This window comes from Streptomyces sp. NPDC005551, from assembly GCF_042871785.1.
Lineage (GTDB): Bacteria > Actinomycetota > Actinomycetes > Streptomycetales > Streptomycetaceae > Streptomyces.
In genome coordinates, this window is sequence record NZ_JBIAJE010000007.1 from 415,208 (window position 1) to 442,074 (window position 26,867).

A 26,867-nucleotide genomic window follows, 5' to 3' on the forward strand; every position below is an offset into this window, starting at 1 on the left:
CTGCGCCGGTGTGGGAGGGGCGGGGCACCGCCCCTCCCATGCGATGACGAATCAGGCGTCGGGCGACCGGCGGTCGGTGACGAGATCCATGCGCGCCAGTTCGAGGAAGCGCGCGAGACTGCCGTCCTTCGCCGCGGACGTGTTCGCCTCCGTGTCGAAGGACGGGAGTGTCGTCAGCTCGGCGACCTGCCCCGGGTCGGACAGACCCAGGACCTGGGCGGGGTCGGCGGTCTCGAGTCCGCCGCGCACGTCGATCAGCCGTACGACGACGTCGTCGCGCTGGAAGATCGTGCTGCGCAGGACCGGGCTGCGCGGGTCGTCCGCGGCCGCCTCGTCCTGACGGGCCAGGTGTTCGGCCAGCTTCATGCCACGGTCGGGGCGGGTCGGGTAGTACAGCGCGTACCGCTCGGCCTGCGTGTTCTGCCGTTCCGCCGTCACGTGGTGGACGGCCGGCAGCGCGGCCCTGGTGAAGAAGACCCGGGCGGACTCGGGGTCGTTGAGGTCCCGGTCCTGCTCCAGATGGGGGTTGATGGCCTCCTCGACCGCACGCACCTCGGGCTGCCGGGCGACATGGCGCAGCGCGGCCAGCAGGTCGCCCCGCACCTCGACGGCCCGCACCACCCGGTTGCCGTGCATGAACAGCGAGGTCCGGCACAGCCGGGTGGTGTCGTCGACCTGCGGCTCGGGCGAGGCGTAGTCGGCGAGGATCTTGGCGACGATCTCCTCGCTGCCCGGCTTGACGGTGAAGGTGAGCGCGTGCCGGATCACGCCGTCGCCGATCCTGGGTGCCGTCTGGAGCCGGCGCTGCGTCTGGTCGGCGCCTGCCGCCGGGCCACCGGTCTCGCGGACGACGTGGAAGCGCAGTGACCGGGTGTCGCGCACGCAGCTGTGCAGCGGCTCGACCATCCGTACGTGCTCCTCGCTGTTGACCCAGGCGAGGAACGGCGGGGCGCTCTCCCACTCGCTGGTGATGAGCCACTGCGAGGGGTTCTCGATCGACTGGCACAGCTGGTCGCTGACATGTCCGGGGACGGACGCGACCTGGTTGCACAGCTGCTCGTACGCCTCGAGGAACTCCTGCTGGGCCCCGTCGTGGACGTCGACCAGGAGGACGACGCGAAGCGGGGAACCGTCGAACACGGACTGAGACACATGGTGCGACGCCTGTCGCGCCCGCGAACCTGCAACACGTTCGGACGTGGTGGTCATCCTGCGCACATCTCCTTCGCGGAGGGGGAAAGTGAACGTTGGCCGCGGTGAGGCGACGTCAGCGTTCCTCGATCCTGTGCCCGTCCCCGCGCATCGCGCGAGTTGGATGAAGTAGGGGAGTGACTGGGCGGGTGGACGTCGACCCGGATGAGCGAAGACGAACGGGCCGTCAGCGTGGTCGTCGCCCTCCGGGCGCGGCTTCCGCACAGGCGGCACCCGCGTCCGCGCCGCCAACGCACCGGTCGCCTCGACGCCGCAGCGGCGTCAAGGCGACCGTTCCGGTGAACGCGCGGGGGTTCAGGCGACTGCCAGCCCCGTCCTCAGGACCCGGCGCAGCACCGCCTCGGCATCCGCCTCCGGGCCCTGCGACCGCCATACGACGAACCCGTCGGGCCGGACGAGCACGGCGCCCCCGGACACCGTGCCGTGGCGCTCGGCCCAGTCCGCCGCGTCCTCGGGCACCAGGTCTGCCTCGGCTCCGGTGCCCACCCGGTACGACGTGAGCGGGAGGGCCAGCCGGTCGGCGAGGCGGAGGGCGGCCTCGTGCCATCCGTTCGGTTCCACGGCGTCACTGAGCAGCACGAGGGACCGCTCGTAGAGGTCCAGCGTCGAGATCCGTTCGTCCCCGCGGCGCACCCACAGGTGAGGTGCCCTGCTGCCGGGTCCGCCGGTCAGGTCCAGGCTCTCGGGCACCACCGGGACCGCGGGATCGGCGCCCACGACCGCGCCCTGCGGATAGCGGTAGCCGAGGGCCACGTTGAGGATGCCTCGCTGGGGACCGCCGCCACGTGCTCCGGGTGGCGGGGCGAATCCGGGATGGCTGTGTTCGGCCGACCGGGCGGCGGCCCGCGCACTGGTGGCCTCGGCCACGGGACGGCGCTCGGCGTCGTAGGTGTCCAGCAGCTGCTCGCCCGCCCAGCCGTCGAGCACCGCGGCCAGCTTCCAGGCGAGGTTGTGCGCGTCCTGGATGCCGGTGTTGGATCCGAAGGCCCCGGTGGGGGACATCTCGTGAGCCGAGTCACCGGCCAGGAACACACGCCCCGCCCGGTAGCTGCGGGCGACCCGCTGAGCGGCGTGCCACGGCGCCTTGCCGGTGATCTCCACGTCGAGGTCGGCGACCCCGACCGCCCGGCGGATGTGCTCGACGCACCGCTCGTCGGTGAAGTCCTCCAGGGTCTCCCCGTGTTCGGGGTGCCAGGGGGCGTGGAAGACCCAGTGCTCGCGGTTGTCCACCGGCAGCAGGGCACCGTCGGCGTCCGGGCTGGTCAGGTAGCAGACGATGAAGTGACGGTCACCCACGACGTCGGCGAGCCGGCGGGAGCGGAAGGTCAGGCTGACGTTGTGGAACAGGTCCCCGGGTCCGCTCTGGGTGATACCGAGCTGCTCGCGCACGGGACTGCGGGGGCCGTCCGCGGCGACGAGATAGTCCGCGCGGATGGCGGTGTGTTCACCCGTCTCACGGCTCTTGACCACCGCGGTGACACCGGTGGGGCCGTCGTCGAACGACATCAGCTCGGTGGCGAAACGCAGATCGCCTCCGTGCCTGCGGGCGTGGTCGAGCAGGACCGGCTCGAGGTCGTTCTGGCTGCACAGGCACCAGGAGCTGGGGCTGAAGCGGGCCAGTCCGCCGCCGGGGTCGATGTCCCGGAACAGCCACTCGCCCGCGTCACCGACCAGGGTGGGCGTCTGGAGGATGCCGTGGTTGTCGGCCAGGGTGGCGGCCGCCTCCTGGATCGCCTTCTCCACGCCCGCCACCCGGAACAGTTCCATCGTGCGGACGTTGTTGCCGCGGCCTCGCGGGTGGCGCGAAGTGCCCGCGTGGCGCTCCACCAGCACGTGTGGTACTCCCAGCCGTCCCAGGAACAACGAGGTCGCAAGGCCGACCAGAGAGCCGCCCACGATGAGGACCGGGACGCGGATGGTGCGCGGGTCCGTCTGTTCGGCTTGTTCGTTGAGCACTCTCGCCTCCAGCACGTCGATGCCGCCGACCCGGCCGGATACGGCGGAGATCCTCATGCATGCCCCATGGAGGTGACGGCGGCTCAGGCTTCACCCGCCTGCTTCGCGGCGCCCGGGGACCGTCCCCCGGGCGGTCAGGGCAGGGTCCGTTTCGGGAGGCGCCGGCAACGACGTGTGCCCCGTACCTCCGGGGCGGAGGCGGCTCAAGCCGGGGGGCGCCGGTCCGCCGTCGCGTACCGTCCGGTGGTCAGCCCGCCGTCGCGTACCGTCCGGCGGGGCGCGGGAGACGCAGGTGCCCGCGCAGTGTGGTGGACGCGTACTCCGTACGGAACACCCCACGCCGTTGCAGCTCCGGGACCAGACCGCGGGTGATCGCCGTCAGATCGTGCGGCAGGGTGCCCGGCCGCAGACGGAAGCCGTCCAGGCCGGCCGAGCGCCAGTCGAGCAGCAGGTCGGCCAGTTCGCCGGGCGTGCCGGTGAAGATCGCGGCGTCGGACGTGAGCTCGGCACCGGCGGTCTCGTTCAGGCGGGCCAGTCGCCGGGAGGCGGCACCCGGTTCCTCGTCCAGGAGGACGAGGAGATCCGCGAAGGTCCTCAGCGGCCGGTCCGCCACGTCCCGGCCGGCCCGCTCCACCGCCTCGGCGACCTGGGTGAGGATCGACACCGTGCCCGCCCGGTCGTGCGGCGTGATGTGGACGACGTCGGAGCTGAGAGCCGCGAACTCGTACGGAGTGGACGCGTGCGCGAGGCTGACCACGAGCGGCTGGCCCTGGGGGCTGCGCGGGGTGATCGACGGGCCCCTGACGCTGAAGTACGTGCCCTGGAAGTCGATGTGGTGGACCTTGCCCCGGTCGATGAACCGACCTGTCGACGCGTCCCGTATCTCCGCGTCGTCGTCCCAGCTGTCCCAGAGCCGCCGGGCCGCCTCCACCACCTCGGCACCCTCCGTGAAGAGTTCGCGCAGTCGCTCGGCGATCAGCTCCGGGTCGGTCACGTCCTCCTCGGTGAGCTGGGGCGTGGTGCGGCGCCCGAAGTGGGCGGCGTCGGCCGCGCGCGACGATATCTGGGGCCGCCAGCCGGCGCGCCCCCGGGCGGCGTGGTCGAGCGTGGCGATGCCGATGGCCAGGTGGAACGGTTCGGTGTGGGTGACGTTCGTCGTCGGGACCAGCCCGATGCGGCTGGTCACCGGGGCCAGGCGCGCTGCGAGCAGCACCGCGTCCAGGCTGCCTCTGACCTGGTCGGTGCGGTCGTCCGGGCGGTGGAAGGCGGCGGACTGGAGTCCGAGGGCGTCCTCGACGGTGACGAAGTCGAGCAGCCCGCGCTCCGCCTCCACGACCAGGTCCGCCCAGTAGGCGGCGGTGAGCAGCTCGCCGGGCCGGGCGCCGTCCTCGCGCCAGGCCGCGGGATGCCAGCCCGCGCCGTCGAGGGCGACGGCGAGATGCAGCGGGGCGCCGGGACCGGCAGTCGTGTCGTGGGCGCGGGTCGTGCCGGTCATCGGGAGGTCTCCTTCTCGTGGTGCCCGGCGCGTACGCCGGTGCCGCCCCACCCGGCCGGGCGGGGTGCCCCGGACAGGCCGAGGTGGTCGCGGAGGGTGGTGCCGGTGTAGTCGTCGCGGTGGACGCCCTTCTCCTGGAGCAGCGGCACCACGCGGTCCACGAAGTCGTCCAGGCCGCCGGGGACGAGATGCGGGACGAGGACGAAGCCGTCGGCACCCCCGGTCTGGACGAAGTGGTCGATGGCGTCGGCGACCGTACGCGGGCTGCCGACGAACGTCTGGCGTCCGCCGACCTCGACGACCAGTTCCCGGATGGACAGGTTCCTTTCCCCGGCCAGCTTGCGCCACTGCCGCGCCGTCTCTCCCCGGCCCTTCCGGAACACGGAATGGCCCTGGAGGAGGTGCGCGTCGTCCGCCGGCTCGATGTCGGGCAGCGGTCCCTCCGGATCGTAGGCGGACAGGTCGCGGCCCCAGACCGCCTCCAGGTGGGCGATCGCGGTCTGCGGGCTCACCAGCTCGCGGCTGATCTCCGCGGCGTAGGCGGCGGCCTCCTCGTCGGTGTCGGCGACGACCGCGTTGGCGGTGGGGAGGATCAGCAGATCGTCGGGGCCGCGGCCGTACCGGGCCAGGCGCCGCTTCACGTCCCGGTAGAAGTCGCGGGCGGCGTCGAGCTGGTTGTGTTTGCTGAAGACGACCTCGGCGTCGGACGCGGCGAATTCGCGTCCCGCGTCGGACTCGCCCGACTGGATGATCACCGGGTGGCCCTGCGGGCCGGGCGGGGTGGTGAACCGGCCGGATATGCCGAAGTGCTGTCCGTGGTGGGCGAAACGGCCGGCCCCGGCCTTGACGAACTCTCCCGTAGCCGCGTCCGCGCGCAGGTCTCCCTCCGTCCAGCTGTCCCACAACTCCCTTGCCGTGGAGAGGAACTCGGCGGCCCGGGTGTAGCGGTCGGCCTCGGGCAGGAAGCCGCCCCGGCGGAAGTTCTCCCCGGTGAAGGCGTCGTAGCTGGTCACCACGTTCCAGGCGGCCCGGCCGCCGCTGAGCCGGTCCAGAGTGGCGAACCTGCGCGCCACCTCGTAGGGCTCGTTGAACGTCGTGTTGACGGTGGCGGCGAGGCCGAGGTCGGTGGTGACGGCGGCCAGTGCGCTCAGCATGGTCAGGTTCTCCGGGCGTCCCGCGATGTCCAGGTCGTAGACCTGTCCTTTGTGCTCGCGCAGCCGCAGTCCCTCGGCGAGGAAGAAGAAGTCGAACTTGCCGCGTTCGGCGGTCCGCGCGAGCCGGACGAAGGAGTCGAGGGAGATCTGGCTCCCGGAGCGTGGGTCCGACCAGACGGTCACGTTGTGGATGCCGGGCAGCTGTGCCGCGAGGTGCACCTGCTTCTTACGGGTTGCGGGCACGGTGCGGTCTCCTCCTGCGGAGTCGGTCGGTGTGTGGTCGGTCCTGGGGACGCGGTGATGGCCTCAGCGTGCCCGGGCCGGTGCGCGCCTGCCCAGGTCAACCGGCCTTACTTAACGAGGTGTTCATGCCGCCGGGACAGGTTCGGGTGCCTCCGCCGAGGGGGCCGGGGCAGCACCCGGGGTGGTGGACGGTGCCGGAGAGACGTACCGCACCTGGTTCTCGAAGGCGACGCCGTGGCTCGTCACGTCGATGGCGATGCGGTCGCCGTCGGCGATCCGGAACCCGTCGTGGAAGCTGGCCTCGTCGGCGCCCAGGAGTACGTAGTTGACGAGTCCGGGCCGCCGCACCGCCGGGAAGGTGAACAGGTGGTCCGCCATGTCCTGCACCCGGTGGTACAGGGCGTCGTCCCCGCAGTCGAAGGCGCCTTCCCAAGCGGTCGCGCCGTCCCGGGAGATGGTGACCCGGCCGGTCACCGTGCGCGGCGGGGGCCCGAGGAAGAGCCAGGGGGTGAGGGCCGTGTCGCACAGCTTGCAGTACGGGTTGTAGCCCGGGTCCTGGCGGTGCAGACCGATGTCGCACAGGTCGTTGCCGAAGGTGTAGCCGGCGTAGTGGGGCGTGCCGTCGGCATCGTTGACGTAGACGAGAGCGACCTCCGGCTCCTCGATGAGGGCGACCGGGTGCGCCGGAACGTTCAGCGCCTCACCCGGCAGCCGCACCCAGTCGCCGAACCCCTTGAAGAACCACTTCGGCGGGGTGAACTCCGCGCCCTCACGGGCCGTTTCACCGCCCCACTTCTTCTTGTGCGTGCCCATGAAGCCGCTCAGCAGGGCGTTGCCCGTGGCCGCCGGCAGCAGCGGCGGCAGCAGGCGCAGCTCCGGGTCGTCCGCGGTGACGGTGACCGTCGCCGCGCCCTCGGTGAGAGCGGTCCGCAAGGCCTGTTCCGAGCCGTCCGTGGCGATGAAGGCGGCGGCCGTCCGGCCCTCCTCCACCCGGTACAGGGTCAGCGGGGCGCCGTCCTCGGGGTGCCCGAAGCCGACATGGCGCTCACCGTGGTGGAGAGCCTCGAACAGAACGGGCAGGCGGGGGTGGGACATGGTCGACTCCTCTGTCGGGTGGGTGGGTTGGGGTCAGGAGTGGGAGACGGGGGCGGACAGCTCCGTGCCCGTGAGCCGGGCCAGGACCTCGCCGACCCGGTCGACGGACTCCCGGATCCACGGCAGGGCGAGCGGGTCCGCCGCCTCCAGCGCCGCCGTACGCTGTTCCGCGGTCTCGCCGTAGAGGCGGCTGGTCGCCGCCCGGATCCGCAGGGGGCGCCCCCGCTCCCCGAAGGCGCTCGCCGGCAGGACACCGACCCCGTGGCGTTCGGAGAGCAGCCGGACCAGGGCGTCGCCGTCGTGCACCCCGTGCGTCCGGGCGAGGCTGTCCCGCAACGGCTCGAAGTCCGGATAGAGGTAGCAGGTGGCGGCGACGGGAGCCAGTTCCGCGCCCGCGGCGGTGAACCGGGCCGCGACGGCGCGCACCACCCGCTCGTGCAGCCGCCGGCTCGCCGTCACGCGGTCGGTGACCTCGGACGGCTCGGTGAACGCGTACGCGGCCGCCGTCTGCACCGGCGCGGGCGGGCTCGACCAGATCTGGCTGGCGACCGCGACGAGCCGGGCGTGCAGGGCGCGCCCCTGCTCGCTGTCCGGCAGCCGGGCCACTCCTGTGCGCCAGCCGCCCAGTGCCAGGTTCTTGGTCAGTCCGGTGGTGACCACGGTCCGCTCAGGAGCGAGCCTGGCCGGGGAGACGGCCGGTGCGGAGGTGTCGTACACCAGGTCGCAGTAGATCTCGTCGGACACGATGAACAGGTCCAGTTCGCGTGCCACCTCGGCCAGTCGCCGCACGGTGTCGGCCGAGGCGACGGTGCCCGTCGGGTTGTCCGGCACGGTGACGACGACGGTGCGCGGGTTCCGCCCTGCCGCCCGGGCGGCGGCGACGGCCTCGCGAAGCCGGTCGGGGTCGGGCACCCCGCCCTGACCCGGCAGGATCGGTACGGGGGTGGACCGGGCGCCGACGAGCCGGGCCTGAGCCGCGTAGCTGACCCAGCTCGGCACCGGCACGATCACGTCCCCGCCGATGGCGAGGAACAGCGCGAACAGCAACGCCTTGCTGCCGGGGCCCGCCACGACGAGCCCGGGGTCCATGGCCAGGCCGCGGCGCTCCCAGTATCCGGCGACGGCGGTCCGCAGGAGCGGACTCCCGGCGACGGAGCCGTACGCGTTCTCGCCGGCGGCGGCGGCGAGCCGTTCCCTGAGCGCGGGGAGGACGGGCAGGCCGATCTCCCCGGCGGCCATCGAAAGGACCCGTTCCCCGGCCCGGCGCCGTCGGTCCAGGGCCTCGTCCGCGGCCAGCGTGGCCGACATGGAGACCGGTGTGGGTTCGGGCATGGCAGCTCCAGCTCTCGGGGCGGGCAGTGGGGGCAGGGGTGGACAGGGGTGGTCAGAGGTGGTCAGGGGTGGTCAGGACGCCGACGTCGTCGAGGCGAACCGTTCGCGCAGCTCCGCCTTGCGGACCTTGCCGGTCAGCGTCTTCGGCAGAGCCGGGACCGGCTCCACCCGGTCCGGCAGGAAGCGGGGGTCGTACCCCGCCGCCGTGACACGGGCCCGGACCTCGTCGAGCGACGGGCCTTCCCCGCCGCGACCGACCACGACGGCGACGATGACGCTCCGGACACCGCCCGCCGCGCCCTCCCGCGGGCCGGGCACGGCAGGCTCCAGGCCGACCAACGCGGCTTCCGCGGCCTTCGGGTGGCTGCCGATCACCGCTTCCAGCTCGGTCATCGGCACCACGTGCCCGTCCCGCACGATCGCGTCCCGCGCCCGGCCGACGATGCGGACACCACCCCGGCCGTCGTCACGGGCGAGGTCGCCGGTGTCGAACCAGCCGTCCGCGTCGAGTTCGGCCGCGAACGCCTCCGGACGCCTGTGGTATCCGAGGGCGAGCGACGCGCCGCGCACCTTGAGCCGTCCCACCGAGCCCTGCGCGCCGGGTGCCGGCGAGGCCCCGGGCGCCTCTGCGGTCTCGATGCGGGTCTCCATGGCGTCGATGGCGCGCCCGTTGCTCCGCGCCGCCCAGCCCTCGGGGTCCTCCGGCCGGGTGGTGGTCACGGGGCCGTTCTCCGACATGCCCCACAGGGAGTGGGCCCGGGCGCCGAGCGTCTCGCGCACCTCGTCGGCAAGCTCCCGCAGCACCGGCGCCGAGCCGATCACCACGTGCCGCAGCGTACGGGTGTCGCGCCGCTCGGCCCGCTGCGACGCCGCCACCTCGGCGAGGGTGGCGGGCGGCCCGTACAGGAGGGTGGCACCGTACCGTTCCACCAGGTCGAGCAGTGCCTCGTTGCGGCGTACGTCCTGGAAGGCGACGGTGCCGCCGAGCATGACACCGGCCAGGACCCCCTGTGCGAACCCCGAGTAGTGGACGAGCGGGGTGGAGACCGCGGCCACCCAGTCGTCGCCCGCCCCGAACGCGTCGACGTACCCGCGTACGGCCGAGTGGACCGTGTTCTGGCTGTGCAGGACGCCCTTGGACGGGCCGGTGGTGCCGGAGGTGAACAGCACCACGAACGGGTCGTCCGCTCCGAGCGCCAGGCCCTCCAGCCGCGCGGCGGCGCCCTCCTGTTCCTCCCGCTCCACGGCCACGAAATGCCGGTGGAAGGGGAGGGCGCCCTCGGGCACCGGGCCGTCGACCACCAACGCATGCGTGAGGGAAGGGAGTTCGCCCTTGAGCCGCACGACGATATCGGCGAGCGGTGTGCCCGACCACTCGGGGAGGGTGATGCACACCCGGGCACCGGTGAGTCCGAGGCGGTGGCGCAGTTCCTCCTCCGTGCAGATGGGCGAGATGGGGATGACGACGGCGCCGACCCTGATCGAGGCGAAGATCAGCGGCACCATCTCCCAGCGGTTCGGAAGCTGTACGGCGACGAAGTCCCCGCGTTCCACACCCAGTTCCAGCAGAGCCAGGGCGAACCGGTCGGTCAGCCGGCTCAGTTCGGCGTAGTCGAGCGTGTCGGTGCGGGACTCCGCGACACGCCGGCCCGCGACGGCCAGCCGGCGCGGGCGCAGGCGGGCCTGGCGGTGCAGGTCGTCGAGGAAGGTCTCGTCCCGCCACCACCCGCGGCGCCGGTACTCGGCGGCGTGGTCCCGGGAGGCCGGGTTCGCCTCCTCTCCCCGAGCGGGCCGGGACAGCTCCCCGGGGGTCGCGGACCGCGCCGAAGCCGCCGTACTCATCAGCGGTCCTTCCGGCGGGCCGCGAGCAGCTCGGGAAGCGGATCGCCCGCCCGGGCGGCTCCGATCTCCAGCAGGTCGCGGGTGTTGCGCCGCACCCGGTCACCGACCCAGTCGAACACCCACGCCTTGCGCGCCTCGGCCGGCAGGTCGAACGGGACGACCCGGGTGACGGCCAGGGCCGCCGAGGCGGCACCGCCGATGTTGGCGATCACGCCCGGGACCAGGGCGGCCCCGGATGCGGCGACCTTCTCCTTCGCCTCCGCACTGGAGGCGAGGTTGGCGCCCTCGACGACCAGACCCGCCCGCAGACGGTGGGTGTTCTCGGCGGTGAGCGCGTACTTCTGCGCCGCCAGGATCAGGATGTCCGCGGCGACGTCCAGCCACGCGTCCGGCCCGCTGGAGAGGGTGACGTCCTGCGGCAGGCGGGTGCGGTCGATGCGTCCGAACTCGTCGGTCACGGCGACCAGTTCGGCCACCGGAAGGCGGTCCGCGCTGATGGTCCCCTGGACGTCGGCGACGCCCACGATGATGTGCCCGCGGTCCTCCAGGAACCGCGCCACCGCCCGGCCCACCGCGCCGAAGCCCTGCACGACCACCCGGGCCGGCTCCGTACGGCCGCTCGCCTCCAGGGCGGTGACCGCGGCGACCCCGACGCCGTGCCCGGTGACGTCGATCAGGGGCTCGTAGTACGTGCGCCAGTCGATCGGCATGTCCGGGGCGCCGAGGCGGTAGCGGGGGTCGTAACCCGCCTCGGCGAAGAAGACGGCCCGGTCCGCGGGGGTGACGCCCATGTCGATGCCGAGGTGGATGCCGCCGTGCAGAAGTGGTTTCACCGTGCGGCCGAAGGTGCGGAAGGTCTCCTCGCGGTCGGCGCCGTCGGAGACGATCCCGGCCTTGGCGCCGCCGATGCGCAGCCCCGCCAGGGTGAACTTCTCGGTCATGTCGCGGGCCAGGCCGGCGACTTCGTCCTCGGTCACCCCGGCGGTCATGCGGGTGCCGCCCATGGCCAGGCCGTCGACGAGCGTGTCGACCACCACCCAGCCCTTGATGGTGCCCCCGCTGCCGTTGAGGTGGACGGTGAGGGCGGGGTCCTGCGGGTCTTCCGGAGCACTCATGGCGTAGTCCTTGGGTCTGGTGTGTCAGCGGTGTCGTGAGTCGGCGGACGGGGGGAGCCGGGCCGGACGCGGCTCACTGGTAGAGCTGCGCGAAGCCGCGCAGGATCTCCAAACCGTCCTTGCGGAACTCCAGATGGGCCTGGGAGCCGAGGATCCGGCCGTCGTCGGAGCGGAGGAACTCGACGGGCGCGTGCTCGGAGCGGCCTATCGAGCGGTAGCCCGCCGGAGCTTCCCTGAGGTAGAGGGTGTGCCGGTGGAAGACGGTGACCGTCGGCTTCACATGGGCGAAGAGCGGTTCCTCCGTGTCGACCTGCGCCTCGTGGCCGCCGACCCGCTGCGGCCCTTCCACGAGGCGTCCGCCGGCCGCGACGGCGAGTATCTGCATGCCGCCGCAGATGCCGAAGACCGGCACGTCCGCGTGGGCGACGAGGTCGGTCAGCGGCCGGTAGTACTCGCTGTCGTACGCGCGCACCTTCGTGCCGCTCAGCACGATCGCCTGGTAGCGGCCGTCCACCCGGGCGGGTACGGACACGGCGTCGGACACCTCGGTCTGTGAGCCCAACTCCTCGAACCGGGAGCGCAGTTGCCTGAGGGAAAGGGTGCCGTTGTCGACGACCAGGACACGGGGCCGCGTCATGCGTTCGCTCCTGACGTGCGGGTGGGGGACTGTGTGTCGGTGATGAGCGTGCCGGTACGGCCGGCCAGCAGTTCCGTGACGGGGGCGCTGCCGATGACGACCCGCTCCACGCCGTGCTCCAGGGCCTCGCCGGCGGCTCGCAGCTTCTTGCGCATGCCGCCCTTCGCGCCCCTGTCGCGGAAGGCGGCCGCGTCCCGGCCACTGATCCGGCGCACCGGTTCCCCGTCGATCAGGAGGTGGCCGACGTCCGTGACCAGGACCAGGTCTCTGGCGCCGGTGGCCCCGGCGATCGCGGCGGCGGCCCGGTCGGCGTCGGTGTTGACCTCCTGGCCGGCCGCGTTCCGTGCGAGAGGGGTGACGAGGCAGGCGTGGCCGGGCCGGAGGTTCGTCAGCGGGGCCACGTCGACCCCGGTGATCGGTCCGACGAGGTTGTCCAGCTCGACCAGCTGCTTCTCCCGCCACCACCAGCGCTCGCCCCGGCCCGCGCTGACCAGACCCTCGCTGCCGAGCAGCCGCTCGGCGGTGATGCCCCGGTCCTTCAGCCGCCTCAGGACGTCCTCGGCGAGGTCGGCGCTGACGGCCTTGATGTCGTCGATGACCTCGGGCGTGGTCCACCTGCTCTGGTTGCCGTACCGGTCGCGCAGGATCGCCGACGGTTCGCCGTAGCGGGCGCTGAGCTTCTTCAGCGGTTTGGACCAGCCGTGCACAAGGACCAGGGGGTGGCCCTGGCCGTGGCGGGCCAGGTCGTCCCACCAGCCGCCGTCCAGCTCGTCCAGGCAGCTCCCGCCGAGCTTGACCACCGTGGGCGCGGAACGATGTGTGCTCACGCCGGCATCACCGGCTGCTGCGTCAGCCCCGTCTCCTCCGGCAGGCCGAACCTCAGGTTCAGGGCCTGCACGGCCTGGCCCGCGGCGCCCTTGACGAGGTTGTCGAGTGCGGCGAGCACCACGATCCGGCCGCCGTCCTCGTCGTGCAGGACCGTCACGTCCGCGAAGTTGGAACCGAGGACGACCTGCGGGTCGGGCACCGGGATCAGTGTCTCGTCGTGCCGCCGCACCCGTACGAACGGGCGCCCCTTGTAGAAGCGCAGGTAGGCCCGCGACAGCTCGCGCTGGTCCACCTTGTCGTCGGTGAAGACGTACGAGGAGGTCAGCAGCCCGCGTACGTTCGAGACGCCGTACGCCGACATGGACAGGCTGCCGATGCCGCCGGGCCTGCTCCGCTCCAGGAAGTCACCGACCTCGGCGGCGTGCCGGTGCCCGGTGGGGGAGTAGGGAGCGATGGCGCCGGCCCGGAACGGGTGCAGGTCGGAGGTGCGCAGCTGGAGTCCGCCGCCGCTGGATCCGCTCTTTCCGTCCACCACCACCGTCTTCAGCGCAAGACCGAGGCCGAGGGTGAGCGGGGCCAGGCCCAGGGTGATGGCGGTGGCGTAGCAGCCGGGCAGCGAGATCAGGGCGGCGTCCTTCAGCCGGTCGCCGACCAGCTCCGGTACGCCGTAGACGAAGCGGTCCGTCAGGTCGGCCCGCCGCTTGACCTTCGGGTACCAGCGGTCGTGCAGTTCCGGGGTGCGGATGCGGAAGGCGCCGCTGAGGTCGATGACGGCCGGGATCCGGTCGGCGAGCAGGGAGGCCAAGTCCGCCGAAACCGTGGCCGGGGTGGCCAGGAAGAGGACGTCGACCCGGTCCGCGACTTCCTCGGTGACCGGCTGCACCGTCAGGCCCTGGTGGATGCGCAGGCCGGGGTGCAGCTCGGAGGGACGTCTGCCGATGCTGGAGGAACCGCCGAGGAACGTCAGCTCCAGGTCGGGGTGCTGGCTGATGAGTCGGATGAGTTCGCCGCCTGCGAGCCCTGAGGCACCGACGACTCCTGCACGGATCATGCGAGTAGCTCCTGCACGTAACGGCCGATGGCCGAGGGGATGTCCGCCCCGGTGGCGGCGGCCACCGCCCGGAAGCCGGGCGCGTGATTGACCTCGTTGACGACGTGGCCGTCCGGGGTGCTGAAGAGGTCGACCCCGTAGATGCCGGGGCCGAGCACCCCCACCACACCGTCGATGATCTTGAGTACGTCGGGGTCGTGGGCGACCGCACGGTTCTTGTTGCCGAGCGCGGCGTTGTTGCGCCAGTCGCTCCCGCCGCTCTCGAACTCCGCCGCGCCGACCAGCTCACGCCCGACGACGAGGCAGCGCACCGAGGTGCCGCCGAGGTACGGCTCCACCACGCCGGCCTGCTCGAAGGCGTGGGCCAGGTCCTCGATGTAGTCGTACACGGAGTGGGCGGTGTCGGCGTGCCGGATGAGCGTGACGCGCTTGCCCATGCCGCCGAAGACGGGCTTCAGGACGAGGGGCAGTGGCAGATCGGCGAGCGCCTTGTCGAAGTCCTTGCGGGACAGCACGAGCCGGTGGTCCGGCACCGGCACGCCCGCCGTGTGCAGCAGGGCGCGCAGGGCGGCCTTGTTCTCGCAGGCGTGGATGGCCCGGGCGGTGTTCAGGGTGGGGACCCCGGCCGCTTCGGCGAGGGTGGCGATCAGTCCGCCGCGGGTGTAGCTGCGGCTGCGGATCAGCAGGGTGTCGTACCCCCGGACGGCCGGGGCGTCGGGGTGGCCGAGGGAGAGGGACTCGTCGTTGACCCAGTCGATGCGCAGACCGAAGGCCGGCCCGGCCTCGATGATCAGGCGTTCCTCCCAGGCGATGCGGTCGGCGATGACCGCGACAGCGCGATGACCGCCCATGTCACTGGCCCCAGTCGCGGAGCTGCACCTCGATCATCTCCAGCGTCAGCCGGCCGTCCTCGACGGCCTCGACGCGGAGGGTCAGGATGCACTCGGGGCAGGAGAGGGTCTCGCCCTTGGTGACCGGGGGCACGGTCAGGTCGGTCTCGCACTCGGGGCATACGCCGGTCAGGGTGGCGGTGGACATCGTCAACTCCGTTTGCATGGGCGGGTCGTGGGTGGTGTGGGGAAGTCAGGCGTGCACGGGGCGGAAGTCGATGGCGGCCTTGCGGATCGCGTCCCGGTCGAGCAGCGGGCGGCCGTCGCGCTCCTGCCGCTCGGCCAGCCACGCGGTGAAGGCGCCGATGTCGACCTCGAGGTCCGAGCCGCCCAGCGCCCAGGCGACCAGGGCGCCGGTCAGCCGACCGCGTACCCGCAATTCGCGTCTGTTGCCGACGGCTTCGGCGGGCAGGGTCTCGTACGCGTGCGGGTGGTTCAGCTGGCCGGGCAGTTCGTACGCGAAAGCGTGCGGGGTGGTCGGCCCGGACTGGAAGGCGTCCCCGAGGCCGGCGCCCCGCAGGGCGATCCGTGACAGCTCGGTGAGGTGGGTCAGGTCGAAGCGCGTGTCGCCGTGGATCACGCGCAGTGAGGTGAGCAGCTCGGCGAGCGGGGCGTTGCCGCCTCGCTCCCCGATGCCGCCGACCGTCGCCGAGATCCACTGGGCGCCCGCGCGGACGGCGGCGAGGGAGTTCGCGACGGCCATCCCCAGCATGTTGTGCGAGTGGATCTCGATCTCGGAGCCGTCGATCGCGACGAGGTCCGCGATGACCTCTTCCATCTGCCACGGGGACAGGTGGGCGACGGTCTCCGCGAGCCGGAACCGGTCGGCACCTGCAGCGAACCCGGCCTCGACGTAGGGAACCAGCCGCTCCCTGGGGGTGCGGGCGCCGTCCTCGCCGCTGAACGTGACGTGGAAGCCGCGCTCCTTGGCCTGCGTGATCGCCGAACGCGCCAGCGCCTGGAGGAACTTGGGGCTGGCCGAGTCGAGCTTCAACTGCGCGTGCTGCTCGGAGGTGGGGATGGAGTACATGATGTGGCGCACGCCCAGCCGCTCGGCCTCGTCGAGAGCCCGGGCGACCTGACGGCGGTCGCGCACCACCAGAAGCGTCATGCTGCGGTCCGGGCCGACGGCCCCGTGGGTGGCGAGGACGAGGTCGGCGTCCCTGGAGTCGGGGCCGGAGACCATGCCCACCTCGACGAGTTCGACGCCCGTACGCACCAGCAGGTCCGCGATGGCGGCGGCGTCCTCGGGGCCGAACTCGACACCCGCCATGTGTGCGGAGTCCCGCAGCGTCGCGTCGGATATGCGGGGTGGCCTTTCCAGTTTCTCGGGGCTCTCTGCTGCTGGCATTTTCTTCCACTCCTTGTTCCCGGCAGGGGTTCCCGATAGGGGCTGTTTTCCCGAAAGGGTCTGTGAATCGGAATTCGGGGATGCCTCGGCGCTGATCGCTGATCCATATCCTTCGTCCCCCGGCCGGAAAGAGCAACATCGTCCGTGTCAGAACTGTGTGGCGGAGTGTCAAGGAATGTCAGAAAGGAAAGGGACTGCAAGAAGGGTGTGGCGTGCGCGCCAAATACCGCACGAAACACGGCCGTTGACGGGACCCGCGGCCTACGGTGCGGACATGGATCTCTTCTCGCTGCCCCGGCTGGGGCTCGTCGTGCCGCCGGAGAACCCCACGGCGGAACCCGAGTTCAACCATCTGCTCGGTACCGGGATCAACGTGTACACCTCCCGTTTCCCGGTGACCCCCGGAGCCGGGCTCAGGGCCATGCTGGAGACGTACAACGAGGTGCTCCCTGGGCTGCTCGGCAGCTTCGGCGCCCTGCGTCTGGACGCCACCGTGGTCGCGTGCAGCGCGTCGCACTACCTGCTGGGACCCGAGGGCGACCGGGCCTTCTGCGACGAACTGTCCGAGCGCGCCGGCTTCCCCGTGCAGTCCTCCACGCAGGCGATCCTCGCGGCCTGCGAGGCGCTCGACGTGACCCGTCTGACGCTCGTCTCTCCGTACCAGCCGTGGCTCACGGACACCTCACGCGCCTTCTGGGAGCGGGCAGGACTGACGGTCGACGAAGTGGTGCTCGTCCCGGTCGGTCCGGGCCCGGCGGGGCCGACTGCGGGCGACGCACACTACGACCCGTACGAGGTGACGACCGCGGCGATCCTGCGCCGCGTGCGGCAGCGGGAACTGCCCGTCGGCACGGCCCTGTTGTTCACCGGGACGGGCATGGGCACGCTCGCCGCGCTCACCGAACTGGTCCGGCGGGAGCCGGGCCGCACGCTGCTGACCTCGAACCTCGCGTCGGCCTGGTGGGCGCGCCGGGTATCGGGCGACACCGGTGAGGCGAGCCACCCGCTGCTGCGGAGGCTGGAGCGCGCGACGGTGTGACCGGCACGACGGAGAAGGCCCCGGGCGGCGCGCTCCCCGGGGCCCTTCGCCGGCCATCCGTCAGCCCGCGGACGATTCGGGCATGCGCCAGGCGTGCCCCATGCGGTAGCCCACGCCCCGGACCGTGATGATCCAGCCGTTGCAGCCGAGTTTCGCCCGGAGACTGCTCACATGCGTGTCGATGGTGCGACTGGTGTGCCCCCAGTCGCTTCCCCAGACCCGGGCCATCAACTCCTTGCGCGTCACGACTGTTTCGGGAGTGGCGGCCAGGGTGTAGAGCAGCTCGAACTCCTTCGACGTGACGCTGATGAGCCGGTTGTGCAGACGCACTTCCCGCAGCCGGGGATCGATATGGAGAGGGCGCAGCGAAATGGCTTCCGGGAGGGTCTGACGGGGCCGGGCCCGGCGCAGGACCGCTCCGATACGAGCCCCGACCTCACGGAATCCCCAGGTTTTCGCCACACAGTCGTCTGCGCCCGCGTTCAGGACCAGGACCCGCCCCAGTTCGTCCTCGTCGTCGGTGATTGCTATCAGTGCCGTGTCGGCGCTCCTGCGCAGTTCCCGGCACAATTCCAGACCGTCGATGTCCGGCAGTTCCAGAGAGAAGAGCACCAGATCCGCGTCGCCGTGCACCCGTAGGGCCAGCTCTCCGGTGCCGACACTGCGCGCGGTGAATCCCTGCCGTCTGAGATCGCTCACCATGGTCGCCGCGGCCTCGCTGTCCTGCTCCACCACCAGCACCCTCACGTGCCCACCCCCACTTTCCTCGGCTCCACATCAGGTCAGGGCGCCGGTGAGCGCCGCGAGCGGTGCGGGGGGCGGGTCCGGCGGCGGGGCCGCTCGGCGGGGGGACCCGAACAGGTGCCGGTAGGCGTAGGCGGCCGAAGCCATGGTCATGTGGTGGTGCCAGCCGGGGAACGAGCGGCCTTCGAAGTCGAGGACCCCGAACCGCCGGCCGAGGGTGCGCACGGCCGACAGAGCCGAGGTGTGGCCCCGGGCGAGCCGGAGGGTCTCCTCCACCCGGCGTTCCGTGAGCGTGGTGAGCCAGTACCTGGCCGGCTGCCGGCCCTCCGGATCCGGCCGTTCCAGTGCGCGGTACGGGCGGGACCCGGCGTCGTCACCGTTCGCGGTTCCCGGCAGCGCCACCATGCCCGTGTGGATGTGAACCAGTGCGCCCCGGACGCGGCCGCCGGAGCTGTGGCGGAGGAGCACGTGGGTCCGCCGGGCGCGCCCTACGTCCATGAGCGCGCTCACGGTGGTCAGGACGGGCGCCTGCCCGCCCGCGAACACCGGCTGGTCCGGGGAGACCTCGCACACGACGTCGGCACGCAGCCGGGCGAGGCCGGCGAGGACGCCGATCACGTCGTCGCACCGCGTGAGATCCAGCACCCAGGGCAGCCGCGGAAGCCGGGGCTGTGCGGCCACCTCGGCGGCGTACCGGACGACCTGGTCGGCGACGGTGCGCCCGGCCTCGGCGGCCGGGATGCGCGCACGGCGCCTGCGCTCCTGGTCCGAGTCCCACACACCGCCGAGTACGAGGCTCCAGTCCACCGGGTAGCTCTCGGTGCCCGTGACGAGGAAGAACCCCAGCGCGCGCTGGCAGTTGACGGTGCGTCCGGTCCCGGCGTCGACCCGGCCGTGCACGCCGACCGAGTGCTCGCCCCGCTTGGGGATGACGAGTTCGGCGACGGTCCAGGCGTGCGGTCTCGTACGGGCGGCCACCAGCAGCGCGAGCCGACGGCGCACCGGAACCCAGTCCCACGGGCTGGCGTTGATGAACTGGTGCAGGCCCCGTGCCGCAGCCGCGGGTAAGGGGTTCGCCCGCGCCATGTGCCGCGGCGTCTTCCTGCCGGCCCCGTGGAGGAGCCCCCACAGATACACCTGGGCCCAACGGCGCTGCTCGGAGCGCTGGAACGGGGGGAAGACGTCGTCCATGAACGTCTGCATGCATGCGCCGCCGCCCGGCTCCCCCGCGCGTACCTCACTTGACGACATCTGACGCTACGCCCCCTCGATACCCGTCACCGAACACATCCGAGTGGATGCATGGCACATACGTACGAGGTGAAAGTACCGTCCTGAACGGAGTTTGCCCGGATCGGCCGTCTACTTCGCCAGTTCGCGGGCTGACCTGTGGAAATGCCCTTCGGCCCGGCCCGTCCCAGGGACCCGAACGGAGCGCGGAGGGGGCTCTACCAGGGGTGAAACCGGCTCACGGACATGTCTGATGAAATATTAACAAGTCATGAAACCATGATCCAGCACGCTGTCGGGTGACCTCGGCGGCCCCCGGGTGAGGTGGACGCGCCGCGACCGCCGGGGGGTCAACCCCCTCCGGCGGCCGCCCGGGGCGCCGTCGCCCCGTCAGACCGCAGGCTCCGCGGACTCGGCCGCGGCCACCGGCCGACGGGCGGGAAAACCAGCACGACGGGCGTACAGGACGACCGTGATCACCGGCAGCAGGAGCAGCAGAACCGTCCAGGGGAAGGACTCGCTGCCGACCGCGTCGAGCAGGATGCCTCCGATGACGCCTCCGCCCGCCATCGCGACGTTCCAGAGCGTCACGAGCATCGCCTGAGCCGCGTCGGCGGACTCACCCCCGGCGTCACCTGCCGCGGTCTGGAGCACCGTGGGCACCCCGCCCCAGCCCAGACCCCACAGCACCGCGGCGACGTAGACGAGGGCGGTCGAGTCGGAGAGGACGGCGAGGAGCGCGGCGGCGAGGGCGACGAGCACGGCGCTGGCGATACCGAGGGCGCGCAGCCGTCGGTTGATCTGCGCGCCGGTGATCCAGATGCTCGCCAGCGACGCGGCGCCGAAGACGAGGAGCACCAGGCCGGTGCTGTCGCCCAGACCCAGGTCGTCGAGGTACGTGGCGATGTACGCGTACAGGATGGTGTGCGCCAGGACGAAGACGAGCGTGACGAAGAGGACCGGGGTGACTCCCGGAATACGCAGGGTGCGCAGCATCTTCGGCCGCTCGCCGCGACCCTGGCCGGGGAAGTCCGGTACGGCCGCGACGATCCACCCCAGAAGCAGCAGCGTGAGGCCCGTCATCGCGAGGAACGCCACGCGCCAGCCGAGCCAGTCACCGAGGAACGTACCCGCGGGGACACCGAGGGAGAGCGCGACGGGAATACCCGCCATGGCGATGGCGATCGCCTTGCCCTGGAGGTGGGCGGGGGCCATGCGCCGGGCGTAGCCGGCGAGCAGGGCCCAGGCGAGACCGGCCGCGACACCGGCGACGAACCGCGCCGCCATCGTCAGCTCGTAGACGGACGACACGGCCGTCACGGTGTTGGCGAGGGCGAAGCCCGCCATGGCGGTGAGCAGCAGCTTCCTGCGCCGCCAGCCTGCCGTGGCCGCGGTCAGCGGGATCGCGGTCAGGGCGGTGCCGATCGCGTACACCGTGACGGTCTGGCCGGTCGCGGACTCGCTCACTCCCAGATCCCGGCTCATCGCGGGGAGCAGACCGGCCGGGAGGGTCTCGGTGAGGCTGGTGATGAAGACGGCGGTGGCCAGGGCGAGCAGGGCGAGGAGGGGCAGCTTCCGCTGTCCCTCGCCTTCGCTCTGCGGGTTTGTTGCCGCCGCGGCTGATTGCGCCGTGTCGGGTGCGGTGCTCATGGCGTGTGCTCCAGGTTTTCCGGGGTGGGGATGGGGGACGTCGGGGCGTGCGGGGACGGTGGCGGCCGGAGGGCGACCGGTCACGGGCAGCCGAGCCCGCCGTCGACGGGCAACCGCACGCCTGTCGTGAACGTCGCCTCCGTGGCAAGGAAGAGCGCGGCGCGGGCCACCTCCTCGGCGGCGCCGAGCCGGCCCAGGGGAGGCAGGGGCAGGGCGCCGGTACCCGGCGCCTCGATACAGCCCGGGGCGACCGCGTTCACGCGGATGCCCCGGAAGGCGAGTTCGGCGGCGAACTCCCGTACGGCATCGGGACACGGGGCCGGGGCGGTGAGCACGATCGCGCTGCCGTCCTCGAGGTGCGGCAGCAGGGCACGCGCGGTGGGTACGGCGTCGGTGAAGAGAAGATCGACGCCACCCTCGCCGGTGCCTCCGGATCCGGTGCCCGCCTGTGCGGCGAGCACGGCCTCGACGCCGGACGGAGCGACGACACGGGCGGCGGAACCCAGTTCGGCGACCGCGCGGGCGCGTTCGCCTGCGGTACGGGCGGTCAGCACGACCGAGGCCCCGCCCTCCACGAGCCGTTTGGCGACGGCCAGGCCGATGCCGCCGGCCTCACCGACGACCAGGGCCCGTCTGCGCGCGTACTTGGCCATGGCTGCCGCTCCCTCCGCAGGTGTCCGTTCCTCGCCGGTGGGTGATGCCACCCACGGAGACGACTCTGTGCCCGGGCGCTTCGGGGAACCTTCCGGAAACCTTCGGAACGCCTGACGTCCGGCCGACGGTGCCGCCGAACGGCTGCCGGGTGCGCCGTCCGCGGCATGTACGGTGGTGAGCATGCGCTTTGGGGTGCTCGGGCCACTGGTGGTGTGGGACGCCGAGGGACGGGAAGTCACGGTCCCCGAGGCCAAGGTCCGGGCGTTGCTGGCGAACCTGCTCGCGAACGACGGGGGACCGGTCTCCGCCGACAGGCTCATCCACGACCTGTGGGGCGACGTCCCTCCGGGAAGACCTCTGGGGGCCCTGCAGGCGAAGGTCTCCCAACTGCGCCGCGTCATCGGCCGCGACCGGGTGGTGCGGCAGCCGCCCGGCTACCGGCTGCGGCTCGGCCACGCCGAGGACGAGGTGGACGCCCAGCGCTTCCACGCCCTGGTCACCCGGGCCGGATCCGTCCGGGACCCCCGCGCCCGGGCCGCGCTGCTCACCGACGCCTTGAACCTGTGGCGCGGGCCGGCGTACGCGGACTTCGCGGACGACGGGTTCGTACGGGCGGCCGCGCAGCGTCTCGCGGAGCAGCGTCTTTCGGTGCTGGAGGAGCAGGCGCAGGCGCGCCTGGAGGCGGGGGACCACGCTCTCCTCGCGGGGGAGCTCGCCGGCCTCGTGGCCCGCCATCCGCTGCGGGAGCGGCTGCGCGCCCTGCAGATGAGGGCCCTGTACGCGGCGGGGCGCCAGAACGAGGCGCTCGCCTCGTACGACGACCTGAGGTGCCGGCTCGTCGAAGAGCTGGGGGTCGACCCCAGTCCCGAACTGACCGCCCTCCACGTGGCGTTGCTCCGTCAGGATCCGGAACTCAGCGCGGACGTCTCCGGGACGGTGACGACGGCCCGCTCGCCCGCGACGGCCGCCGTGGACACAGCGCCCGGCACGGACCCCCCGGTCACCGCGGACACGACCGACGGAGCGGGGCCCGGCTCGTGCTCCAACCTCCCCGTCCCCCTCACCCCCCTCATCGGCCGCAGGCAGGCCCTCGACGAGCTCTCCCGACTCCTCACGGAGAAGCGGCTGGTGACCCTCACCGGCCCCGGCGGTGTAGGCAAGACCCGGCTCGCCGTGGCGGCGGCCATCGCCGAGCGGGACACCCACCCGGCCGGTGGACCGACCGACGGCGTATGGCTCGTGGAGTTCTCCGGCATCCGCGCCGACACGGCCGCCGACCTCGCCCAGGTCGTCGCGGCCGCCCTCGGCGTCCGGGACGACGCCCCACGGTCGGCGCCGGGCACCGGCACCCCCACCCCTTCCCTCCCGCACCGCCTCGCCGCGGTCCTGCGCGACCGCCGCACCCTGCTCGTCCTGGACAACTGCGAGCACGTCGTCGACGCCGCCGCCGAACTCACCGAGCTGCTCCTGCGCACCGCAGCCGGCCTGCGCGTCCTCGCCACCGGGCAGCAGCCGCTCGGCCTGGCGGGCGAGGCGATGTTCTCCGTCGAGCCCCTGCCGCCCGCGGACGCCGTGCGGATGTTCATGGAGCGGGCGGCCGCCTCGGCCCCCGGCTTCCCACGCGACCCGGACGCCCCGGACGAGGCCGAGCGCCGCGCCGTCGCGGAGATCTGCCGCCGTCTCGACGGCATCCCGCTCGCCCTGGAACTCGCCGCCACCCGCGTGCGGGCCCTCGGCGTGACGGGCCTGGCGGCCCGGCTCAGCGACCGCTTCCGCGTGCTGACCTTCGGGCAGCGGGGCGCGCCCCCGCGCCAGCAGACGCTGCGGGCGGTCATCGACTGGAGCTGGGAACTGCTCAGCGCGCCCGAGCGCATCGTCCTGCGCCGCCTCGCCGCGCACAGCGACGGCTGCGACCTCGACGCCGCCGAAGCGGTCTGCGCGGGTGACGGCGTCACCCCGGAGGAGGTGCTCGACCTCGTCACCCGGCTGGTCGACCGTTCCCTGGTGGTCGTGGTGGACGGGCCCACCGGCCCCCGCTACCGCCTCCTGGAGTCCGTCGCCGCGTACGCGACCGAGCAACTCCACGAGATGGAGGACTTCACCGCCGTACGGGACCGGCACCTGCGCCACTACCGCGCTCTCGCCGAACACGCCGAACCGCAGCTGCGCGGCGCCGGGCAGCGGCCCTGGCTGGCCCGCCTGGACGCCGAGGCCGGCAACCTGCGCACGGCGTTCGAGGAGGCACTGCGCCGCGCGGGCGCGGGCGAACCCGAAGAGGCGGTCCGGCTGACCACCGCGCTGGCCTGGTGGTGGCTCCTGCGCGGCCGTCTCACCGAGGCCCGCCGCAGCCTGGGGTCGGTGCTGACCGCGTACTCCGACACCTCCGCCCCTGCCGAACTCGTCCTTCTGCACACCGCGTTCGCGCTGCTCACCGGCGATCACGCGGCGGCCGCCGCGAGCACGCGCACCGCGGGGGAGGGCATCCCCGCCATGGAAAGCCGCCTCACCGCCACCGGTGACGCCGTCCCCGACCCCGTACGCCGCGCGCGGGCCCTGTGGCTCTGCGCGTACGGCCTGTTCAGCGCAGGTGACACGGCCGAGGGCCACGAGCTGAACACCCGTGCCCTCGCCCTGTTCGCCGCCGCGGAGGACCAGTGGGGCACCGCCGCCGCGCTGGGTCTCCGCGCGACACTCGCGCTCGTCTGCGGCGACCTCGACGCACTCGGCCGCGACGGGCTGCGAAGCGCCCTGCTCTTCCACGAACTGGGCGACCGATGGGGCGAGTTGCAGACAGTGTCCCCGCTCGCCGCGCTCGCCGAGATCAAAGGCGCGTACGCGGACGCGGAGCGCCGCCAGCACGAGGGGCTGCGGATGGCTAGGGAGCTGGGTCTGGAGGCCGAGGTGTCCGCGCGGCTCTCCGGGCTGGGCCGCCTCGCGCTGCTCGCCCGCGACTGGGAACGCGCCCGTGACCTGCACGAACAGGCCCGCCGGATCGCGGCTGAGCAGGGCTACAAGTACGGCGAGATCCACTCCGAAATGGGTCTCGCCCTCGGTGCGCGCCGCTCCGGCGACCTCGACCGGGCAAAGGCGCACCTGCTGCACATTCGCGACGGCTACGCCGACGTGTCGTCCCGGGCAGGCGACCACCTGCTCCTGGCCGAACTGGGCTTCGTCGCCGAGCTCCGCGGCGACGCGCGCGGGGCGGCGGCCCACCACCTGGAGGGGCTGGACGTCGCCCGCGCCCTCGCCGAGCCCCGCGCGCTGGCTCTCTCCCTGGAGGGCCTCGCGGGCGCGGCGGTCGCGTCCGGCCAGGCGTCCGCGGCCATCCGGGCGGCCGTCCTCCTGGGCGCGGCTGCGGCCGCCCGCTGCCGGGCCGGGGCCCCACTGCCGCCCGCGGAACGCGCCGACGTCGACCGGATCACCGCTGCGACGCGGACGGCCCTGGGCGACCGCGCGTTCGCGGAGGCGTACGACCGTGGCTTGCGGCAGTCCCCCGAGGAGGCGGCCGCCGACGCCCGCACGGTGCTCGCCCCGGCCCGGGACCGCGCCTCCGCGTGACGGCCGGTCGGGGGAGGGTCGAGCCGCTCCCCGGAGACCTTCAAGTGGCGTGCATCGGCGGGGAATTGTCCGCGGTGGTGGATTCGGGCCGGACGCGTCGAAAGCATTGACGGGCCGCGGGTGAGGTCCTACTTTCTGACCGGCTATTCGAACCATGTTCGGTATATCGAATGGAGGCATGTCGAATATCGAATCGCACCTGGTCCGCTTCGGCCCCCGTCCCGCCCATCCACCTGGAGAACTGATGAGTGCACACCCTCACACTCAGGTCATGCCGTCACGCAGACTGTTCCTCGGCGCCGCGGCAGCCACCTCGCTGGCCCTGGCCGCCGACCTGTCTCTGGGTGCCCGGCCGGCCCACGCCGCCGACTCGGCTTACGTCATGGGCTACTTCACCGAGTCACCGGCGGGAACCGGCGCCGACTACGGTCTGCACCTGGCCGTCAGCACGGACTCCCTGAACTGGATGCCGCTGAACCAGAACAACCCCGTCGTCACCCCGACGCAAGGTGCCGGCGGTCTGCGGGACCCGTTCATCCTGCGCAAGCGGGACGGCGGCTTCGTGGTACTGGCCACCGACCTCAAGGGCACCGACTGGAGCTACAACAGCCAGTACATCCACGTCTGGGACTCGGCCGACCTGCGCACCTTCACCAACTACCGCCGCCCCCACCTGCACGACATGGCCACCCACAGCTGGGCCCCGGAAGCTTTCTGGGACGCCTCACGCGGCCAGTACGCCATCCTGTATTCGGCCGTGAACTCGAGCGGCCACAACGTGCTGATGGTCAACTACACCAGCGACTTCACCACCGTTTCCGCTCCCCGGGTCTTCTTCGACCCCGGTTACGACGTCATCGACGGTGACATGGCAGTGGGTGTGAACGGCGTCAACTACCTCTACTTCAAGAGGAACGGCACTCTCGTGGGCGCGCGGTCCGCCTCGCTCGACCCGGGAAGCTTCGTGCCCTTCAGTACACCGGTCTCCCACGGCGGCACCGAGGCCCCCACGCTCGTGAAGTCCCTGACCTCGGCCACGTGGTACCTGTGGGGCGATACATACACCCCCAACGGCGTCTACTACGCCTGGCAGATCAATGACCTCGCTGCCGGCACCTGGACCCCCGTCGACCAGAAGCTGTACACCCACCCGGTCAACGCCAAGCACTGCACCATCGCCATGATCACCGGTGCCGAGCACGCGAACCTGGTCGCCCGGTGGGGTGCCCCCGCCTGGAACCGGCTGAAATCGTACAACTACCCGGACCGGTACGTCCGCCACGCCGACCTCACCGCACGGATCGACACCTACCCCTTCGACCCGTACGCCGATTCCATGTGGAAGCTCGTCCCCGGCCTGGCCGATCCCACCGGCATCTCCTTCCGGTCGGTCAACTACCCCACCCGCTACCTGCGGCACTACGACTACCAACTGCGTCTCGACACCAACGACGGCAGCAGCGGCTTCGCGCAGGACGCCACCTTCCACCGGACCGCCGGCCTGGCCGACGCTTCCTGGGCCTCCTTCCGCTCCCACAACCAGCCCACCCGCTACATCCGCCACTCCAACCATGTGCTGCACATCGACCCGGTCTCCACAGTGACCGACCGGGCCGACGCCACGTTCTCGGTCGGCTACTGATCCTCCCCAAGGCACACAAGGCCGATCGACGGCCGCCGCGTTGACGGGCGACAGGGCCCGTCAACCCGGCGGCCGTCGCCGATCAGGTGCCGCGCACGTGACACCGTGCCGTGCCGTCCGTGCGCCATGCCCACCGGGGCGTCGACAGT

General features: G+C 72.3%; 21 protein-coding genes. 3 read left to right on the plus strand and 18 right to left on the minus strand.

The genetic code is table 11. The features are described from left to right. Positions 1-51: 51 nt before the first annotated feature. The 14 genes from ACFYP4_RS22635 to ACFYP4_RS22700 all read right to left on the minus strand — a co-directional run bounded on the left by ACFYP4_RS22635 (position 52) and on the right by ACFYP4_RS22700 (position 16,201). On the minus strand, positions 52-1,209 hold the full coding sequence (locus ACFYP4_RS22635; protein ID WP_358853345.1) for a SchA/CurD-like domain-containing protein: 1,158 nt from the start codon (positions 1,207-1,209) through the stop codon (positions 52-54). A 297-nt stretch (positions 1,210-1,506) separates the two neighbouring features. Then, entirely contained in the window at positions 1,507-3,225 is a 1,719-nt protein-coding gene (locus ACFYP4_RS22640; protein WP_388787433.1) for an FAD-dependent oxidoreductase, read from the minus strand. A gap of 190 nt (positions 3,226-3,415) precedes the next feature. Further along, positions 3,416-4,663 carry an LLM class flavin-dependent oxidoreductase gene (locus ACFYP4_RS22645; protein WP_358853343.1) on the minus strand — a complete coding sequence of 416 codons (1,248 nt, stop codon included), beginning with the start codon at positions 4,661-4,663 and terminating at the stop codon, positions 3,416-3,418. After that, positions 4,660-6,060, minus strand: a complete 1,401-nt coding sequence (locus ACFYP4_RS22650; protein ID WP_388787438.1) for an NtaA/DmoA family FMN-dependent monooxygenase — start codon at positions 6,058-6,060, stop codon at positions 4,660-4,662. Before ACFYP4_RS22650 ends, ACFYP4_RS22645 begins: the two co-directional genes overlap by 4 nt. 123 nt (positions 6,061-6,183) lie before the next feature. Beyond that, positions 6,184-7,155, minus strand: coding sequence for a fumarylacetoacetate (FAA) hydrolase (locus ACFYP4_RS22655; RefSeq protein WP_388787441.1), 972 nt, complete (start codon positions 7,153-7,155; stop codon positions 6,184-6,186). A gap of 33 nt (positions 7,156-7,188) precedes the next feature. After that, a complete protein-coding gene (locus ACFYP4_RS22660; RefSeq protein WP_358853340.1) occupies positions 7,189-8,487 on the minus strand; it encodes a pyridoxal phosphate-dependent aminotransferase in 1,299 nt (432 codons plus the stop codon). A gap of 72 nt (positions 8,488-8,559) precedes the next feature. Next, the gene (locus ACFYP4_RS22665) at positions 8,560-10,329 is read right to left on the minus strand and encodes an AMP-binding protein (protein WP_388787444.1); all 1,770 of its coding nucleotides are present in this window, start codon (positions 10,327-10,329) and stop codon (positions 8,560-8,562) included. Continuing rightward, complete coding sequence (locus tag ACFYP4_RS22670; protein ID WP_358853338.1) at positions 10,329-11,444, minus strand: Glu/Leu/Phe/Val dehydrogenase dimerization domain-containing protein; 1,116 nt, start codon at positions 11,442-11,444, stop codon at positions 10,329-10,331. Before ACFYP4_RS22670 ends, ACFYP4_RS22665 begins: the two co-directional genes overlap by 1 nt. Positions 11,445-11,517: 73 nt before the next feature. Continuing rightward, complete coding sequence (locus ACFYP4_RS22675; protein ID WP_358853337.1) at positions 11,518-12,081, minus strand: gamma-glutamyl-gamma-aminobutyrate hydrolase family protein; 564 nt, start codon at positions 12,079-12,081, stop codon at positions 11,518-11,520. Further along, on the minus strand, positions 12,078-12,908 hold the full coding sequence (locus ACFYP4_RS22680; RefSeq protein WP_358853336.1) for an acetylglutamate kinase: 831 nt from the start codon (positions 12,906-12,908) through the stop codon (positions 12,078-12,080). The genes ACFYP4_RS22675 and ACFYP4_RS22680 overlap by 4 nt, the downstream gene beginning before the upstream one ends. Beyond that, positions 12,905-13,960, minus strand: a complete 1,056-nt coding sequence (gene argC / locus ACFYP4_RS22685; protein ID WP_358853335.1) for an N-acetyl-gamma-glutamyl-phosphate reductase — start codon at positions 13,958-13,960, stop codon at positions 12,905-12,907. The genes ACFYP4_RS22680 and argC overlap by 4 nt, the downstream gene beginning before the upstream one ends. Further along, the gene (locus tag ACFYP4_RS22690) at positions 13,957-14,811 is read right to left on the minus strand and encodes a RimK family alpha-L-glutamate ligase (RefSeq protein WP_358853334.1); all 855 of its coding nucleotides are present in this window, start codon (positions 14,809-14,811) and stop codon (positions 13,957-13,959) included. The genes argC and ACFYP4_RS22690 overlap by 4 nt, the downstream gene beginning before the upstream one ends. Position 14,812: 1 nt before the next feature. After that, entirely contained in the window at positions 14,813-14,998 is a 186-nt protein-coding gene (locus ACFYP4_RS22695; RefSeq protein ID WP_081222306.1) for a lysine biosynthesis protein LysW, read from the minus strand. Positions 14,999-15,043: 45 nt separating this feature from the next. After that, positions 15,044-16,201, minus strand: a complete 1,158-nt coding sequence (locus ACFYP4_RS22700) for an isopropylmalate synthase (RefSeq protein ID WP_388787450.1) — start codon at positions 16,199-16,201, stop codon at positions 15,044-15,046. 274 nt (positions 16,202-16,475) lie between these two features. On the opposite strand from ACFYP4_RS22700, the gene ACFYP4_RS22705 reads away from it, so the two are divergent. Then, complete coding sequence (locus ACFYP4_RS22705; RefSeq protein ID WP_388787452.1) at positions 16,476-17,240, plus strand: arylmalonate decarboxylase; 765 nt, start codon at positions 16,476-16,478, stop codon at positions 17,238-17,240. Between the two features lie 60 nt (positions 17,241-17,300). Here the strand turns inward: ACFYP4_RS22705 and ACFYP4_RS22710 are convergent, their stop codons facing one another. From ACFYP4_RS22710 to ACFYP4_RS22725, 4 genes are all read right to left on the minus strand, one after another. Continuing rightward, positions 17,301-17,987 carry a response regulator transcription factor gene (locus ACFYP4_RS22710; RefSeq protein ID WP_358853331.1) on the minus strand — a complete coding sequence of 229 codons (687 nt, stop codon included), beginning with the start codon at positions 17,985-17,987 and terminating at the stop codon, positions 17,301-17,303. Between the two features lie 30 nt (positions 17,988-18,017). Next, positions 18,018-19,175, minus strand: coding sequence for a transposase (locus ACFYP4_RS22715; RefSeq protein WP_388787454.1), 1,158 nt, complete (start codon positions 19,173-19,175; stop codon positions 18,018-18,020). A gap of 429 nt (positions 19,176-19,604) precedes the next feature. Further along, positions 19,605-20,864 carry an MFS transporter gene (locus ACFYP4_RS22720; RefSeq protein WP_388787457.1) on the minus strand — a complete coding sequence of 420 codons (1,260 nt, stop codon included), beginning with the start codon at positions 20,862-20,864 and terminating at the stop codon, positions 19,605-19,607. 80 nt (positions 20,865-20,944) lie between these two features. Continuing rightward, the gene (locus ACFYP4_RS22725) at positions 20,945-21,517 is read right to left on the minus strand and encodes an SDR family NAD(P)-dependent oxidoreductase (protein ID WP_388787460.1); all 573 of its coding nucleotides are present in this window, start codon (positions 21,515-21,517) and stop codon (positions 20,945-20,947) included. A 181-nt stretch (positions 21,518-21,698) separates the two neighbouring features. Between ACFYP4_RS22725 and ACFYP4_RS22730 the strand changes: the two genes are divergently transcribed. Together ACFYP4_RS22730 and ACFYP4_RS22735 are read left to right on the plus strand one after the other, a co-directional pair. Then, positions 21,699-25,076: a BTAD domain-containing putative transcriptional regulator gene (locus tag ACFYP4_RS22730; protein WP_388787463.1), complete on the plus strand. Its 3,378-nt coding sequence runs from the start codon at positions 21,699-21,701 to the stop codon at positions 25,074-25,076. 244 nt (positions 25,077-25,320) lie between these two features. Continuing rightward, positions 25,321-26,718 carry a glycoside hydrolase family 43 protein gene (locus ACFYP4_RS22735; protein WP_388787466.1) on the plus strand — a complete coding sequence of 466 codons (1,398 nt, stop codon included), beginning with the start codon at positions 25,321-25,323 and terminating at the stop codon, positions 26,716-26,718. Positions 26,719-26,867: the final 149 nt, after the last annotated feature.